This window comes from Chryseobacterium sp. MYb328 (assembly GCF_037572595.1).
Taxonomy (GTDB): Bacteria; Bacteroidota; Bacteroidia; order Flavobacteriales; family Weeksellaceae; genus Chryseobacterium; species Chryseobacterium pennae.
Genome location: NZ_JBBGZQ010000010.1, coordinates 36,456 through 53,737 on the forward strand (window position 1 = coordinate 36,456; position 17,282 = coordinate 53,737).

The window sequence follows — 17,282 nt, forward strand, 5'->3', positions numbered from 1 at the left end:
TTTTCAATACATTATGCTAAATAGAAAAACAACTTTCTTTCTGTTACTGGTCAACCTGTGTTTTCTTTCTGTGAAAGCACAGGACAGCATCAGCCTCTTTAAGACCATCAATAATCAATATGATACGGAAAGAAGTTTTAAAGATAATTTTTTCAATAATCCGGCTTCAATGTCAGCATACAGTCCTAATTCGTTTTCAGAATTCAGGGTTGGATACCATAACCATGATAAGAAAGTTTACCGTCAGCAATTGGGAAACGGAGACCAAGGTTTAACCGTCGAAGCTAAATCATTTCAAAAGCTAAAACCCAATCGTTATGTATGGGGAAATGCCAGCTATCAAAACCTGAAAACAGAACTTGTAAGATGGAATGAATCATTGGATTATGATCGTGTAGCTCCTTATACCACCGTAGATTCTGCAGGTGGCAAACTGAATATGGAACGTTATCAGTTTTCTGGCGGATATCTACAGAAATGGAACAAATGGAGCATTGCAGCTCAGATAGGTTATGTTGCTCAAATGGGATTCCGTGCTAAAGACCCGCGACTGAAGAGTACAACCTCTGATCTCAATATCAAAGCAGGGGTGAACTACAAAATGTTCAGGGAATATGAAGTAGGGATATTCGGTGAATTCAGTAAATATACCCAAAACAGCTCTCTTACTTTCCAAAGTTTATTAGGAAGACCTTTTGTATACCAGATGACTGGTTTCGGATTTTCAAACTATCTTTTTAACGGAACAGCCAATCCTAATGTTACTTTTGAGGAATTTGCCTATAAAGGAGGTTTGCAGATCCTGAACAAACAAGGAAAAGATTTTTACCTTCAGGCTGTTTTAGGAAAATCGAATAATATTAAAAGTTATGTCAACAGCCCATCATCCAACTTATTTTATGATCTTTCCGATCTTGAAAATAAAACACTTGAAGTGGAAGGTGCAAAATTTTTCAGTATTAATGAGAAAAACCGTTTCGGATTTTCAGCCAGCTTCAGTTCTTCTGTAAAAACAGGCTATGAATACGGATACTCACTGAATACAGCAAGTTTACAGCAGATCTATAAAAGAAAATCGTATCGTAAGGAAGACTACACCACAGCTGTAAAAGGATTTTATCAGTATAATAAGGAAACCTTCTCTATTACTGCAACTCCGTTTTTCGCATACGAAGAAATCAAAGAAAGAAGACTCTATCCTGCTGCCGGGCAAAAGTTTGCGTATTGCTACTTTGGAATCAATGCTGATTACAAACAACAGATCAAAGATAATCAAATACTTACCTTTCAGCCATATTTCTCTCAAAGAGTGGTTGGAAAAACAGTAAATGCTTTAACTCCTTCCGGATATTCATCTGTAGATTCCTGGATGCTGGAAGATCATATTTTCCAGGCCAGTGATATAACAACTTTCGGAGCTTCTGCACGATATGATTTTAAACTTAAAAAACTTCCTGTTTTCTTTATAGGAGTACAGTATCAGTCTCAGAAGATTCAGAAAAAAAACAATAATTTTGCAGGTGCAAGTATAGGGATAACGTTTTAGAGATGAAAAAACTAATATATTGGGGATTAGGTGGAGTAAGTATGATACTATTAAGCTTTACACCAAAGGTAAATCAAAACTTAATGGAAGTTCAGGATCCTACCATTGAAGATATTGTTAAAAGCTATAAAAAAGCAATCTCAGACTGGCCAAAACCCAATATTGATTATGGAGTAAAATGGCAGGAATTCTCACCCATTAAAACAGATTCTACATTTTTTGCGGAACAGGATAAACCCAATATTATCCTTGGAAAAATGTTATTCTTTGATCCTAAATTATCTCAATCCAATCAGATCTCATGCAGTTCATGCCATGACCCTGAAATGGGTTGGTCAGACCGAAGACATGTAGCTTTAGGTAATAACCATCTTCAGGGAAACAGAAATACAATGTCTCTTTACAATATTGCAGAAAGAAACCTATTCTTCTGGGATGGAAGAGCAAAAACACTTGAAGAACAGGCTGCCGGTCCTCTTGGAGCTCATCACGAAATGGCGATGGATGTAAAAACATTGCCAGCAAAAATACAGGCATTGAAAGGATATAAACTTCTTTTCAAGAATGCTTATGGAGATGAAAAAGTAACCTATGAAAGAATTGTAAAAGCCATCGCTGATTTTCAGAAAACCATCAAAAGCCAGCCAAGCCGCTTTGATAAATTTCTGGAAGGAAAATACAATGCCTTATCTGATGAAGAGATCTATGGAATGCATGTTTTCAGAACAAAAGCACGATGTATGAATTGTCACAGCGGTCAGTATCTTACAGACGAATCTTTTCATAATATCGGCCTTACCTACTATAAAAGAAAATATGAAGACCTGGGATTATATAACATTACCAAGAAAACTGAAGATGCAGGAAAATTCAAAACACCACAATTAAGAGATCTCATGCTTACCCAGCCATGGATGCACAACGGATTATTCGGAGACCTGGAAGGTGTAGTCAATATGTACAATAGCGGAATGCACATGATAGATCCTTCTCCTGAAACCAAACAGAATGATCCACTTTATCCTGTAACAGACCCTCTGCTAAAACCTTTAAAACTTACAAAAGAAGAGAAAAAAGCTTTAATTTCCTTCCTGGAAGCCCTTTCAGGAACAAAATATAAAATGAGACGACCTGAATTTCCTACAGAATAAAAAAGGGCTGGCAAATGCCAGCTCTTTTTATGTGGAAGCATGAGTCCGTAAGCTCTTAAGGCGTTTAATCACCCGATATTTCTGATCTATTTCAAATTCATAAAAAAGCAATCCAGCAAACTCAGCCTTACAACAACCTCCGCTTCCATCTTCCATCTTTCATCTTCTAACTCCCTTTTCTCTTCCTCATCCCAATAAAAAACATTATTTTCGTTTTAAAATCAACACAATATGAAAATAGCTATTTTGGGCGCCGGAAATATGGGACTGTCATTTTCAAAATCATTTTTGAAATATGAACTTATTAAACCGGAAAACCTTCACCTGATTACACGAAGCCAGACTAAAATCTCAAAAATAGCGGAAGAATTTCCCAAATCCAAAACTTCCACCTTTGACGAAGTCACAGAACTTGATGCTGATCTGATTATTATTGCCGTAAAACCACAGGATTTTCAAACGGTTGCTCAGAATTTCAGGTTTACATTAAAGGAAAATCAAATGGTTTTATCTATTATGGCCGGAATTAATATTGAGAAAATTCAAAAGTCACTGAAACATCCGCTGGTTGTAAGAGCAATGCCCAATTCCCCTACCCTTTTAGGAATGGGAATCACAGGCTATACTGCTGCAGACGGTATTTCTTTCAGTCAGCTTATCAACATCGAAAGATTACTGAACAGTACCGGAAGATCAGTTTATTTAGAAGAAGAAAATCTTCTGGATGGTGTTACGGCGCTTTCCGGAAGCGGACCTGCTTATTTCTATTATATTATTGATGCTATGATTAAAGCAGGAGTTGAAATGGGAATTGAAGAAAATCTGTCCAAATTATTTGTAAAACAAACCATGCTGGGAGCCTATCATCTCATTAATAATTCTGAGAAGAACCTTGATGAACTTATCAAAGATGTGGCATCCAAAGGCGGAACTACAGAAGCTGCTTTAAAAACTTTTGAAGAAAACAGTTTCAAGGAAATTTTACAGCAAGGAATTTTAAATGCTGAAAAAAGAGCAAAAGAACTCAACAGCTAAATCTTTTTTCAAGATATCTGCGAAATAACCACCCTAAATAAACCCCAAATGTATTGAGGAGGATATCGTCTACTTCAAATATTCCCATTCTTGTAAAATACTGAAGAGCTTCCACAATGGTAATAGCCGGAATAAAATTTAAAACGAGGGATTTAAGATCCATGAGCTTAGGGAAGACCCATCCCAGAAAACCAAAGGGAATAAACATCACAATATTACCGATCACAATAATGACAATATCTTTCCAGCTCATAGCACCCTGAATAAATTTAATGGTAGAAAACACGGGTTCCACCGTAATCAGGTTATCTTCATACTGAAACCTTCCCATTCCGAGAAACATCAGGTAAAGCAGAAGCAGCGTGTAAGGAGCAATAACAATTTTATATATTTTCTTTAACATCGGATGCTAATATATTCATTTCAAAAACATTAAATTTGTATATTAAAATAATTTAATGAAATACGTTCTGCTAACACTTATTTCAGCAATGCTGCTGTCGGTCTCTTGGCCTACTTATGGAGTCCCGTTTTTTATATTTTTCGCCCTCGTTCCTCTTCTGATGATGGAACATGGAATTTCAAAATTTTCAGACTATAAAAGAAAAAGCTGGATTATCTTCGGACTGTCCTATCTTTGTTTTATCATCTGGAATATTGTCACCACAGGCTGGCTGTATGGTTCTAAGAATCCTGATGGAAGCCACTCTATGATGGCTGTTGTCTTCCCTGTTCTGGTAAATTCACTTTTATATTCTTTGGTTTTTCAATGCTACCATTGGTATAAAAATGCCCAGGGAACCTACTGGGGATTAGGATTTTTGATTGCTATCTGGATGAGTTTTGAAAAATTTCATTTAGGATGGGAACTTACCTGGCCATGGCTGAATTTAGGAAATGTATTTTCAGATTATCCAAAACTGATTCAATGGTATGATACCTTAGGAGCTACCGGTGGAAGTTTCTGGATCTTATTAATCAACGTTCTTATTTTCTATACCATCAGAACCTGGGAAGCAGGAAGAAAGAGAAAAGACCTGATTAAAAACTCGTCAATTATAGCCGCTTTAATCGCTATTCCGATGATCATTTCCATCATTAAATATAACGGTTTTAATGAAAAACCATCCGGACAGGTGAATGTACTGATGCTTCAACCCGATCTTGATCCTTATGCTGAAAAATATTCCAAAGACAGTTTAACGATTGAACAGGATCTTTTGGCTTTGGCAGAAAAAAATTCAACCACAAAAATAGATTACTATATTGCTCCGGAAACTGCTCTTCCTGGCAGAGGCTCCATTTCTGAAACCGGTATTGAAAAAAGTTTGCTTTTAAACAATGTCAAAGAGTTTTTATCTAAACATCCGGGATCTGTTTTTGCCACAGGAATCTCTTCCCACCGTTTATTTTTTGACCCTGCAACGCGCCCCAAAGAAGCCTATGAAATTAATCAGGGAGTTTGGGCAGCAAGTTACAACACCGCTATTCAGCTTGCTCCGCAACAAAAGACCCAGGTCTATCACAAAGGAAAACTGGTTCCTGGCGTTGAGATCTTTCCTTATATGAATATTTTAAAACCTCTTTTAGGAGATGCCATGCTGAACTTAGGAGGAACAGTGGCTTCTTTAGGGACAGACAAAGAAAGAATGGCCTTTTCCAACCCTTACAATAAAGGTAAAATGGCACCCATTATCTGCTACGAAAGTATTTATGGAGAGTTTGTTACTGATTATGTAAAAAAGGGAGCTAACTTCCTTGGAATTATGACCAATGACTCATGGTGGGGCGTTACTGAAGGGCACAGACAGCTTTTATCCTATGCCAGGCTGAGAGCCATTGAAACCAGAAGAGAAATTGCCCGTGCTGCCAACAGTGGAATTTCAGCGCACATTGATGCAAAAGGTGAAGTGGTAGCTGATACTTTCTATGGAGACCAAACCGCATTATTTTCAAAAGTTAACCTTTATGATGGGATGACCTTCTATTCAAGGGCAGGAGATCTTCTTTCGAGATTTTCAATGTTCGCTTTAGGATTTTTATTATTTTATTATCTGATTAAAAGGTTTCAGGCAAAAATAAAGAAAGTATAGTGTTTAAATATCAGTCACACTGATCTTTATCCTTACCATATAATCTGCGTTATCTGCAAGATCTGGGAGCTATTAAGCTCTCGCTGATTAAGCTGATAACGCAGATTTTTTTTATTTAAAGACAAATACCACTAATTTCTACATCAATACCCACAAACATCTGTGCAAATCTGTGAAGTCCGTGGGAAATAAAATACAAACATCTGTGTAATCCACGAGATCTGCGATAAACATTTAAAAACATTTCCTGAAACCAATCCTCCAGCAAATTGCCATAATAAAAAAAGAGAAGCCAGCTGGACGTCTGGCTTCTCTCAAGATAGAATGAATGATTCAGTTATTTAATTGTAAGTTTTTTGGTGGTTATTTCGTTTTTTATCTTCAGTTTTAATAGATATACACCTTTAGGGAGATGAGAAACATCAATAGATTGGTCTCTGTTTAAAATCACATTCACCTTTCTTCCTTCCATTGAGTACATTTCAGCTTCTGAAATCTTCTCACCTTTAATATAAACTTTATCAGAAGTAGGGTTTGGATAAATAACAAAGTCTTTTTCACGATTTATCGTATTCTCTTTGGTTGACAATGTTCCTTGTGTAGAGACATCAGAATACACCTTTGAAGCATCAATTGATCTTACATTCCAGTATACATTCTGAACAGATGGATCAAGATCCAGGAACCATGAAGGCGTAGTGACGATATATTTGGCAATATCATGCCCACCTTGTGTAGATCCTACTTTAATTTCATATCGTAAAGCATTTGCCGGCGTTTTGTCATCCGTTGCCCCACTCCAAGTAAAATTGAATCGGTTGCCATTTTTAGTCAGGTTAAGCTGAGTAGGTGCAGTTGGTTTTGCATTCTGCTCTGTAGCATTATTTTTAAAAACCTTTGTGAGTGATGGAATATCAGGGTTCGCCCAATCAAATCCACTTAACAGGATATCCAGATGCTGATCATTATTAAAATCAAACAATTGTATCATTCCCGGACCTCCCAAGCTGTGTAAGCCTGTAACAGTTCCTTCATCAAATGACTGGCTTGTTGAGTTATATAAATAAGTCTTTACAACCGCATTATAATTGATATCTCCAGCAACAATAAAGTCATAATACCCGTCATTATTCAGATCTCCAACACTTATTGAAGCCTCAGAAACTTCTGATGGAATCTGCTGGGTTACCAGATTGCCGGTTCCGTCATTCATCAGAACAGCAAAGTAAACATCATCATTAGCATCCTTACCTATAACAACTACATCCTGATAACCGTCAGCGTTAAAATCGGCTGTTTCGATTTTACCTGAAATCAGTGAATCAAGAGCCTGTGTATTCACCAATGTTCCGTTCTGATTCATATATACTTTGGAAACCGGATCACCATTAATATCTGACCCTATGATAATAAGATCCAAGAGATGATCATTATTAAGATCCACAACCTTAAAGCTTCCGTTCTGAGTTCCATCTGCCCAGTTTTCAATCAGATCAAATCCCTGTCCCGTATTCTTATAGAGATCCAGGGTATTCCTGAAACCTCCGCCGTGAGCATATTGAGTACCATTAATAGCATAGTCCTGTTTTCCGTCATGATTAAAATCAAAAACTTCCATAGATCCGTATATTTTCCCCGGGAGCTCTTCTTCTCTTGTAAAGCCTACTCCAGTGTTCTTAAAACGATAATGCTTGTAGTTTACAATATCCATATAACTCAACCCTGTGGAAATAATATCCATCAATCCATCATTATTATAATCAATGAATTTGATATCTCCCAAATGTGTTACATCTCCACCCAGGTCCGTGTAGGGCTGAAAAGTGGTTCCGGTATTTTGATACACTTCATTATAAGTAGCATCGGGATTCCCGTCTCCATCTGAATCTATGGCTCCATTGACTGCAATATCCAGAGTTCCGTTATTATCCACATCAGCAATATCGGAAGCAGAGAAATAAAAATTATTTATCCCGGTCTGAATCTCCGTAAAATTCTGTGCACATAGTCCCACAGGCAGCATAGACAATAGAATATAAATTCTCTTCATACTTGTTTTTATTTAGATTAATTAAAAACAAAGATAGGATATTAATTTTCTCTGATTAAAAAAAGCCTGTATGAAATATATCAGCACTGATTTCCTGCGGTATCCCAGAAATTCGGGTATTTTAAAAAATCAATATTTATAATCAGTCACTTATTTATCAAATATTTTCTAAAAGATTTGTCTATCTAAAAAATTCTTCGTTATTTTGCACTCTCAAATATTATACAAATAAGAACATCGAGATATGTCAAGAATTTGCCAAATAACAGGAAAGCGTGCAATGGTTGGTAACAACGTTTCTCACGCTAATAACAAAACGAAGCGTCGTTTTGAAATTAACTTATTAGAGAAGAAGTTTTACCTTCCGGAGCAGGATAAGCACGTTACACTGAAAGTATCAGCTCATGGATTGAGAGTGATTAACAAGATTGGAATCGAGGAAGCTATTGAAAGAGCTACTAGAAACGGATTGATTAAAAAGAATTAATAAATCATGGCAAAAAAAGGAAACAGAGTTCAAGTAATCCTTGAATGTACAGAGCACAAAGAAAGTGGTATGCCAGGAATGTCTAGATACATTTCTACAAAAAATAAAAAGAACACTACAGAGAGATTGGAATTGAAAAAATACAATCCTGTTCTTAAGAGATCTACCCTTCACAAAGAAATTAAGTAATTTTTAAATAATAACTTACCATGGCAAAGAAAGTAGTAGCAACCCTACAAAGCGGTCAATCTAAAAAAATGACTAAAGTGGTGAAAATGGTAAAGTCTCCTAAATCAGGGGCTTACGTTTTCGAAGAAAAAGTAATGAATGCTGATGAAGTAGATGGTTTTTTGAAAAAATAATCAATACTTTATTTACAATATAAAAAACTACTCATAATTTGGGTAGTTTTTTTGTTATCTTTGTTCACCAGATTATTAATCAGTGAAATATGACGAAGTTTCTTGTTCTGATAAGTACAGTTATTTTTCAACTTTCATTCAGTCAGAAAACGATGAACCCATTAGAATATAAAAGTTCTCCTGAAGTTTTCAGCATTCCGGGATTATCACAATCAGTAAGCATTGATTGTGGCACTTCCAAAATGATTTTATTATCTGGTCAGGTTCCGTTGGATTCAAAAGGAAATCTGGTGGGAAACAATGTAGAAGAACAGACTCAGCAGATTTTCAAAAACATTGAAAACATTCTGAAGGAGTATGGAGGTACAGGCAAAGACATTATCAAGCTGGGTATTTTCGTTACAGACATATCACAAACCCCATATTTCAGAAAAGTAAGGGATGAGTATATTAATATTCAGAACCCTCCCGTAAGCAGCCTTGTAGAGGTAACCCAACTTTTCAGGAATGATGTACTGATAGAAGTGGAAGCCACAGCAGTGATTAAAAACAAAAGATAAGAATAAACTAAAACTATGAGTTGGTTTAAAAATATTTTCAAAAAAGAAGAAAAAGAAACTCTGGATAAAGGATTGGAAAAATCCAGCCAGGGGTTCTTTGAAAAAATGACGAAGGCCGTAGTCGGTAAAAGCAAAGTAGATGATGAAGTTCTGGATAATCTGGAAGAAATACTGATTGCATCTGATGTAGGCGCCTCTACAACCATCAAAATCATAGAAAGAATTGAAGAGCGTGTTGCCCGCGACAAATATGTTGGAGTAGGTGAACTGGATAATATTCTTCGTGAGGAAATTTCAGGACTATTGCTTGAAAACCCTCATGCTGGAACAGGAAATATTGATACTTCAAAAAAACCATATGTCATTATGGTGGTAGGTGTAAATGGGGTTGGAAAAACAACAACGATTGGAAAACTGGCCCACCAGTTCAAATCTGAAGGTAAAAAAGTAGTTCTTGGAGCAGCAGACACCTTTAGAGCGGCAGCCGTTGACCAGCTTATCATCTGGAGTGAAAGAGTGGGTGTTCCTATTGTAAAACAGGAAATGGGTTCCGATCCGGCTTCAGTAGCGTTTGATACAGTACAAAGTGCTGTAGCTCAAAATGCAGATGTTGTCATCATTGATACTGCAGGAAGACTTCATAATAAGATCAATCTTATGAATGAACTTTCCAAGATCAAAAGAGTAATGCAAAAGGTAATTCCTGATGCTCCGCATGAAATTCTATTGGTGCTTGACGGTTCTACAGGACAAAATGCATTCGAGCAGGCAAAACAGTTTACAGCAGCTACTGAAGTGAATGCTTTAGCTGTAACAAAACTAGACGGAACAGCAAAAGGAGGGGTTGTTATCGGCATCTCAGATCAATTCCAGATTCCGGTAAAATATATAGGGGTAGGTGAAAAAATGCAAGATCTGCAACTTTTCAATGGTACGGAATTTGTAGACTCATTCTTCAAGAAAAGATGATTTTCATCATGTTTTCCCTTACATTTAGTAAACAAATCTATTTTAAATATTAATCATTAAAAAATTTGCAACTATGGGAATTATAACATGGATCTTATTCGGTCTTATTGCAGGTGCAATCGCTAAAATGATCATGCCCGGAACTCAGGGAGGAGGCTGGTTAATCACTATTATCCTCGGAATTATAGGCGCATTTGTAGGAGGAGCTATAGGAGTTTACATTCTACACTGGGGAGATGTTACTTCATTCTGGAATCCGAGAAGCTGGATTCTTGCCATCGGAGGAGCTTTAATTGTCCTCTGGATTTACGGAATGGCCACAAAGAAAAGCTAATGTAACGCTGATAAAAAATAAAATCCCGGATCTGAAATTCAGATCCGGGATTTTTGTGTACAATATAATTTAGTTAGTTGTTATTCTAATCTGATAAGGCATTTCCATTTTTACTTCAGACTGTAATTTCTTATCTGTAATCTGCTGTAAAATCTCATAATTGGATTTCCCTATTTTATTTTTAATAATTCTTGCAGAAACATCTTCTTCATTAAGATCTTTGAAAATCTGTTCAAATGGAGTTATTCTCTTAGGATAGGATTCCACATAGTAAGACTTCACTCCTGCTTTCTGCGCTGCAAACTTTACAGCATCATTAAGAGTTCCCAATTCATCTACTAAACCGATTTCTTTAGCACGAACACCACTCCATACTCTACCACCACCTACATTGTCAATCTGCTCGAATGTTTTCTTTCTGTTCTGAGTCACGAAGTGTACAAATCTTTTATAAGTTCCCTCTACACTTTTCGTCATCATGTTTACTCCATAAGGGGTTACTCCATTTAATCCTGAATAGTACATAGAATTGGCATTGGTCGCAACAACGTCAGCACGGATTCCATTTTTGTTTGCGATATCTTTATAATAAGGCAATACTCCGAATACTCCGATAGAACCTGTAAGCGTATTAGGCTCAGAATAAATTTTATCGGCAGCCATCGCTACATAATAACCACCAGAAGCGGCATAATCTCCAAAAGAAACGATCAGTGGCTTTATCTTTTTCAATTGCTGTAATTCAAATAAAATTTCGTCAGAAGCATTCGCACTCCCTCCCGGAGAATTGATTCTGAACACTACAGCTTTTACCTTATCATCCTCCTGAAGCTTTTTAATGTATTTAACATATTTTTCAGAATGAATATCGTTATACTCATCTCCATTATTAATAGAACCTGATGCATATAATACTGCTACCTTTTCCCCTGACTGATCTTCATCAGCAAAAGAACTGATATAGTTCGTTAAAGAAATCTTATTCAGCTTTTCTTTATCTTTTACATTTAATTTAGTTTTAAGCAAATCCTCATATTCTGACTTCTGGATAAGCTTATCTGCCAGTTTATATTTTAATCCCTGTTCAGGAATCATTCCATATAAACTGTCAACAACAGTTCTGAACTGAGCTGTATCTATTTTTCTAGAGGCAGCCATTTTATAGGAAGTATTTTTCCAAAGGTCATTCAGCAGAGTACTTAGCTGTTCTTTATTTTCCGGCGAAATATCATTTCTTAAAAACGGTTCTACCGCAGACTTAAACTTACCATGACGGATGACTTCAATCCCTATACCATATTTATCTGCAAAATCTTTAAAGAACGTAACCTCAGTAGAAAGTCCTTTTAATTCAATCCCTCCGGCAGGATGAAGATAGTACTGATCAGCTACTGACCCAAGATAATAAGCAGACTGTGAAACTCCGTTTCCATAAGCGTATACAAATTTTCCGCTTTTTTTGAAATCTTCAATAGCATTTCTAAGATCATCAATTTGAGTTAGCCCTGCATTCAGGTCATCTGTCTCAATACTGATCCCTTTAATATTATCATCCGTTTTAGCTTTATTGATAGCTTCCAAAACATCATACAGAAGAACATTTTTATTTTGGTTACCTAACCCAAACAGATCCATTTGCTCTTCAGTAGGGCTATCTATGATATTGGTCTTTAAATTAATTGTAAGAACCGAATTCTTTTTCACCGTCACAGACTTGTCACTTCCCATAGAACTAAACACAAGCATCATAATGAAAAAGATGAAAAATACAGCGCAAAGTATGATTATAGCCACTATATTTGCCAAAACATTTTTAAAGAAACTTCTCATAAATTCAATCAATTTTCTAATATGTCGCAGCAAAAGGTAGTTTTGTTACTAGGAAGTAACCTTGGAGAGCAAAAAAAAAATATCGAGACAGCTTTGCAAAAAATAAGTGATGCTGGGAATCACATTTCACAGACAAGCGAATTTTTAATGTCTGATCCTGTAGAATTTGCCAGTTCCAATATTTTTTGTAATATTGCAACAATAATATTCACGCATCTTTCACCAATTCAGCTGCTTGATTGCATTAAAAACATTGAGGCTGAAATGGGAAGAATTAATGATTCAAAAGTATCAGGAGGTTACACGGACAGGGTAATAGATATTGACATCATTAAGTATAATGAATTAAACTTTAAATCAGAAAGATTAGAAATCCCTCATAAAAAACATCTTTTTGAAAGGGATTTTTCAAGAGTGTTATTAAAAGATTTTATTTAAAACATAAAACATATTGTATGAAATTAGGTTTATTATTATTGGCTACAACCTTGCCAATTGCAGCTTTCGCTCAGAATAGCAGTACTACAGTAAACACTTCTACTGAGTATCCTAATACCTTTTCCTCAGGTTCCGCGAATGTACAGACGTTTGACAACAAGGCCAGACGTTTCAGAGACTGGTCGATTTCTGTTGGAGGAGGTTCTGCATTTATGGTTCATTCTGCACTGAAATCTCTCCGTTCAGATAAAACCAATTGGGGATATAATGCTTATATAAGCATTGACAAACAAATCTCTCACACTTTTGGTTTAAGCCTTATGTACACCAGAGGTGAGACTAAACAAACAGGTCAACTTCCAGGAGCACCTGGAGTAGCAGCTGGAGTAGCTACCGGAACCACTCAGTTTGACCAATTAGCAATAATGGGAGATATTAACTTTTCTAACCTATTAAGAAGAGTAGATAATCATTCCCCATACAGATGGGCTTTACATGGTTATGGAGGAATTGGACTTCAGGGGTACAGGACTTCTTTACATGACAATGACCGAAACAGATGGAGTGATAACCCTAAAAGGACTCCTTTATTTGTGAAACAAGATCTTGATATTAATTCTGTATTCTATCAGGCAGGGTTAGGATTAAAATATAACGTATCTCCACTTATTGATGTTGAAGCCAGAACAATGTATATCATTAGTGGTGAGCAGTCATTTGACGGAAGTGGATATAATAATTCTAGCTACGATCCTAAGGCTCCTACAGAGTCTGGATATAGATATACAATACTTAACAACAGAAGATCTTACAATGCTTGGACAGTATCTTTAGGGGTATCTTTCAAATTAGGAAAACATCTTTCTCATTTGGCATGGCATGATCCGCTTCAGGAAGCTTATTATAAAACCAATGTTTTAGAAAATGCAACGACAGATCTTGTTGTTTGTGAAAAAGGAGATCAGGATAATGATGGAGTATGTGATGATTGGGATAGACAACTTGATACACCTGCTGGAGCGAGAGTAGATGGTGCAGGTGTTGCCTTAGATATGGATCTTGACGGTGTTATAGACTTATATGATAAGTGTGTAACAGTTCCTGGACCAGCTGAAAACAATGGATGCCCAATTAAAAAATAGAAAAATCTAATAACCTGTTTTTCAAAAACAAAATAAATAATACACGATGAAATTAAGTTTAGCAATTGTAGCATTAGCATTGACGATCCCTACCGTCAGCTATGCACAGGATTCATCAGTAGCAACAGACGGAAAGTATCCTAATACTTTTTCTTCAGGTTCTGCCAATGTATCCCCATTTACCAACCAATCAAAAAGATTCAATGACTGGTCTATTTCAGTAGGAGCTGGAGTTCCACTGATGCAATCAGCAGATTTAACATCTATCAAAAACGGTAATGGTAAAAATCTTTTTGGATATTCAGCATATGTAAGTATAGATAAAGCGATTACTCATGCATTTGGGATCAACTTACAGTATGACAGAGGTGAAACAAGACAAGGATGGTTCAATACCAAAGATTCTGCCCCAGATGCAAGAGCTGTAGGCGCAAGAACTCAGTATGATGCAATTTCAATCTTGGGGGATATTAACTTCTCTAACCTTTTAAGAAGAGTGGATAACCATTCTCCTTACAGATGGGCTCTTCACGGATATGCTGGGGTAGGTACTATTGCTTACAAAGCATATCAGAAAGATGCTAATGGACAAAGATTGATGACTGAAGTAAAACCATTCAAACTGGGCTCAATGTTTATGCAGGCTGGTACTGGTTTGAAATTTAAGGTGAACAGAAGAGTTGATATTGAAGGAAGATTAATGTATGTAATGACAGGTGATGATACCTTTGATGGTGGAGGTGATCCATATAGTGAAGTTAATAGACGTTCTTCACAGGTTTCTGATAACTTCTTCAATGCAACTTTAGGTCTTTCTTTCAAATTAGGAAAACACGAATCTCACTTAATGTGGCATGATCCACTTCAGGAAATCTACTACAAGCTTGATGTCTTAGCTAACAAAAATCAGGATATCGAAGTTTGTAAAAAAGGAGATGCAGATAATGACGGAGTATGTGACGATTGGGACAGACAACTTGATACTCCTGCAGGAGCAAGAGTAGACGGTGCCGGTGTTGCTCTTGATACAGACCTTGATGGTGTAATTGATCTTTACGATAAATGTGTAACAGTTCCAGGACCAGTTGAAAACAATGGTTGTCCTGTGAAAAAAGACAATAATCAAACCGCTGTAGAAGTAGAAAAAACTCTTAAGGATATCTACTTTAACTTTAATAAAGCTACTATCAGACCAGAATCTAACAGTAAACTAGACCTTGCTGCGTCAATTATCAAAGAGAACGGAGGAAACTACTTACTAACAGGGCATACTGATATTAAAGGTAACGCAGCCTACAACCTGAGACTGTCTAAAGAAAGAGCTGCTGCTGTAGTAGGAGCTTTGGAAAACAGAGGAGTAAGTGATAATGTACTGAAATCAAAAGGAGTAGGTTCAGCAGAAGCAACAATACCAGCTTCCGCTTCTGATGCCGAAAGATTAGCAGACAGAAAAGTTACAGTAAAATTTATAGAAAGTTCTGAATGGAATTCCATTACAAAGAAAGACTATGAAGATGCTCCTGTAAAAAAACCAATAAAGAAAAAAGCAGTTTCTAAAAAGAAGAAAAAGTAATTTCTTACAATATGAATAAACCGAAAAGAACATTCTTTTCGGTTTATTTTTTTCTACTACGAAATATTTTACCTACCTTTATATCATTTTAGGGACAATAGGTACAAAATCCTCAAGATACAGCCACTATTATTCAGAAAAAAATAAAACTAAAATCACTTTTTAGCGTAAAAAAATCATTTAAAATAACTTAACTAAAAAAATAACACTATGAAATTAAGTTTAGCAATTGTTGCATTAGCTTTGGCACTTCCCACTGCTATTTACGCACAAGACTCAACGGCAGTTTCAAAAGGAGAGTATCCTAATACGTTCTCGTCAGGGTCTGCCAATGTTTCCCCATTCACCAATCAATCAAAAAGATTTAATGACTGGTCTATCTCTGCGGGAGTTGGTGTTCCACTAATGCAATCAGCAGATTTAACATCTATCAAAAACGGTAATGGTAAGAACCTTTTTGGATATTCAGCGTATATCAGTATTGATAAAGCGATTACCCATGCATTTGGGATCAACTTACAGTATGACAGAGGTGAAACAAGACAAGGATGGTTCAATACCAAAGATTCTGCCCCAGATGCAAGAGCTGTAGGAGCAAGAACCCAATATGATGCAATCTCAGTATTGGGAGATATTAACTTCTCTAATCTTTTGAGAAGAGTTGATAATCATTCTCCTTACAGATGGGCTCTTCACGGATATGCTGGGGTAGGTACTATTGCTTACAAAGCATATCAGAAAGATATCAATGGACAGAGATTGATGACTGAAGTAAAGCCTTTCAAATTAGGATCTATGTTCATGCAGGCTGGTACAGGTCTGAAATTCAAAGTGAACAGAAGAGTTGATATTGAAGGAAGATTAATGTATGTAATGACAGGTGATGATACCTTTGATGGTGGAGGTGATCCATATAGTGAAGTCAATAGACATTCATCACAGGTTTCTGATAACTTCTTCAATGCAACTTTAGGTCTTTCCGTAAAATTAGGAAAACATGAATCTCACTTAATGTGGCATGATCCACTTCAGGAAATCTATTACAAGCTTGATGTCTTAGCTAACAAAAATCAGGATATCGAAGTTTGCAAAAAAGGAGATGCTGATAATGATGGAGTATGTGACGATTGGGACAGACAACTTGATACTCCTGCAGGAGCAAGAGTAGACGGTGCCGGTGTTGCTCTTGATACAGACCTTGATGGTGTAATTGATCTTTACGATAAATGTGTAACAGTTCCAGGACCGGTTGAAAACAATGGTTGCCCTACGACAACTACAGGACCTGTAGTGGAAACAGAAACTAAACTGGAAGGAATTGAATTTGATTTAAATTCTGACAGAATTCTACCTTCAAACACTCCTATCTTAAATAACGCTGTAAACTATATCAATTCTTCAAATGGTGCTTACAATGTTGTAGGAGCTACAGATACAAGAGGTACTGATGCTTACAACCAGAAATTATCTCAAAGAAGAGCTAACAACGTTAAGAATTATCTGATCAAAAGCGGAGTTCAGTCTGGTAAATTAAACGCAGTAGGTAAAGGTGAAAAAGATCTTAAATATCCTGAGTGCGAACCAGCTACGAAGTGCCCTGAATGGAAAAACAGAGCCAACAGAAGAGTATACTTCGAAGCAAAATAATAAACTTCTTAAGTCACTATATAAAAGTCACGCACTGCGTGGCTTTTTTTGTTCTGATACTTTCC

General features: G+C 36.4%; 17 protein-coding genes. 14 read left to right on the forward strand and 3 right to left on the reverse strand.

All coding sequences use genetic code 11. From position 1 onward, the window contains the following. Positions 1-13: 13 nt before the first annotated feature. The 3 genes from WH267_RS11670 (at position 14) to proC (ending at position 3,732) form a co-directional block, all read left to right on the forward strand. Positions 14-1,546, forward strand: coding sequence for a DUF6850 family outer membrane beta-barrel protein (locus WH267_RS11670; RefSeq protein WP_340008379.1), 1,533 nt, complete (start codon positions 14-16; stop codon positions 1,544-1,546). Positions 1,547-1,548: 2 nt separating this feature from the next. Continuing rightward, complete coding sequence (locus WH267_RS11675) at positions 1,549-2,697, forward strand: cytochrome-c peroxidase (RefSeq protein ID WP_340008381.1); 1,149 nt, start codon at positions 1,549-1,551, stop codon at positions 2,695-2,697. 231 nt (positions 2,698-2,928) lie between these two features. Beyond that, the gene (gene proC, locus WH267_RS11680; protein ID WP_115968698.1) at positions 2,929-3,732 is read left to right on the forward strand and encodes a pyrroline-5-carboxylate reductase; all 804 of its coding nucleotides are present in this window, start codon (positions 2,929-2,931) and stop codon (positions 3,730-3,732) included. Here the strand turns inward: proC and WH267_RS11685 are convergent. Continuing rightward, on the reverse strand, positions 3,722-4,135 hold the full coding sequence (locus tag WH267_RS11685; protein ID WP_340008383.1) for a VanZ family protein: 414 nt from the start codon (positions 4,133-4,135) through the stop codon (positions 3,722-3,724). The two genes, proC and WH267_RS11685, sit on opposite strands and share 11 nt — an antisense overlap. A 55-nt stretch (positions 4,136-4,190) precedes the next feature. Here WH267_RS11685 and lnt point away from each other — a divergent pair, with 55 nt between their 5' ends. Continuing rightward, positions 4,191-5,825: an apolipoprotein N-acyltransferase gene (gene lnt, locus WH267_RS11690; protein ID WP_340008385.1), complete on the forward strand. Its 1,635-nt coding sequence runs from the start codon at positions 4,191-4,193 to the stop codon at positions 5,823-5,825. Positions 5,826-6,162: 337 nt separating this feature from the next. Here lnt and WH267_RS11695 read toward each other — a convergent pair whose 3' ends face one another. Continuing rightward, positions 6,163-7,875: a T9SS type A sorting domain-containing protein gene (locus WH267_RS11695; RefSeq protein WP_340008387.1), complete on the reverse strand. Its 1,713-nt coding sequence runs from the start codon at positions 7,873-7,875 to the stop codon at positions 6,163-6,165. A gap of 244 nt (positions 7,876-8,119) precedes the next feature. Between WH267_RS11695 and rpmB the strand changes: the two genes are divergently transcribed. The 6 genes from rpmB (at position 8,120) to WH267_RS11725 (ending at position 10,587) form a co-directional block, all read left to right on the forward strand. Further along, positions 8,120-8,362: a 50S ribosomal protein L28 gene (gene rpmB, locus WH267_RS11700; protein WP_002976757.1), complete on the forward strand. Its 243-nt coding sequence runs from the start codon at positions 8,120-8,122 to the stop codon at positions 8,360-8,362. A gap of 6 nt (positions 8,363-8,368) precedes the next feature. After that, the gene (rpmG, locus tag WH267_RS11705; protein ID WP_027373683.1) at positions 8,369-8,551 is read left to right on the forward strand and encodes a 50S ribosomal protein L33; all 183 of its coding nucleotides are present in this window, start codon (positions 8,369-8,371) and stop codon (positions 8,549-8,551) included. Positions 8,552-8,571: 20 nt separating this feature from the next. Beyond that, positions 8,572-8,724 carry a DUF4295 domain-containing protein gene (locus WH267_RS11710; protein WP_115968692.1) on the forward strand — a complete coding sequence of 51 codons (153 nt, stop codon included), beginning with the start codon at positions 8,572-8,574 and terminating at the stop codon, positions 8,722-8,724. An 89-nt stretch (positions 8,725-8,813) separates the two neighbouring features. Then, a complete protein-coding gene (locus WH267_RS11715; protein WP_340008390.1) occupies positions 8,814-9,284 on the forward strand; it encodes a RidA family protein in 471 nt (156 codons plus the stop codon). Positions 9,285-9,299: 15 nt separating this feature from the next. After that, positions 9,300-10,253, forward strand: coding sequence for a signal recognition particle-docking protein FtsY (ftsY, locus tag WH267_RS11720; RefSeq protein WP_115968689.1), 954 nt, complete (start codon positions 9,300-9,302; stop codon positions 10,251-10,253). 73 nt (positions 10,254-10,326) lie between these two features. Then, positions 10,327-10,587, forward strand: coding sequence for a GlsB/YeaQ/YmgE family stress response membrane protein (locus tag WH267_RS11725; RefSeq protein WP_115968688.1), 261 nt, complete (start codon positions 10,327-10,329; stop codon positions 10,585-10,587). Between the two features lie 69 nt (positions 10,588-10,656). Here the strand turns inward: WH267_RS11725 and sppA are convergent, their stop codons facing one another. Continuing rightward, positions 10,657-12,417: a signal peptide peptidase SppA gene (sppA, locus tag WH267_RS11730; RefSeq protein WP_340008394.1), complete on the reverse strand. Its 1,761-nt coding sequence runs from the start codon at positions 12,415-12,417 to the stop codon at positions 10,657-10,659. Between the two features lie 21 nt (positions 12,418-12,438). On the opposite strand from sppA, the gene folK reads away from it, so the two are divergent. The 4 genes from folK (at position 12,439) to WH267_RS11750 (ending at position 17,217) form a co-directional block, all read left to right on the forward strand. Continuing rightward, complete coding sequence (gene folK / locus WH267_RS11735; protein WP_115968685.1) at positions 12,439-12,855, forward strand: 2-amino-4-hydroxy-6-hydroxymethyldihydropteridine diphosphokinase; 417 nt, start codon at positions 12,439-12,441, stop codon at positions 12,853-12,855. A gap of 17 nt (positions 12,856-12,872) precedes the next feature. Further along, a complete protein-coding gene (locus tag WH267_RS11740) occupies positions 12,873-13,997 on the forward strand; it encodes an OmpA family protein (protein ID WP_340008397.1) in 1,125 nt (374 codons plus the stop codon). A 46-nt stretch (positions 13,998-14,043) separates the two neighbouring features. Then, positions 14,044-15,570, forward strand: a complete 1,527-nt coding sequence (locus tag WH267_RS11745; RefSeq protein ID WP_340008399.1) for an OmpA family protein — start codon at positions 14,044-14,046, stop codon at positions 15,568-15,570. Positions 15,571-15,780: 210 nt separating this feature from the next. After that, entirely contained in the window at positions 15,781-17,217 is a 1,437-nt protein-coding gene (locus WH267_RS11750; RefSeq protein ID WP_115973679.1) for an OmpA family protein, read from the forward strand. Positions 17,218-17,282: the final 65 nt, after the last annotated feature.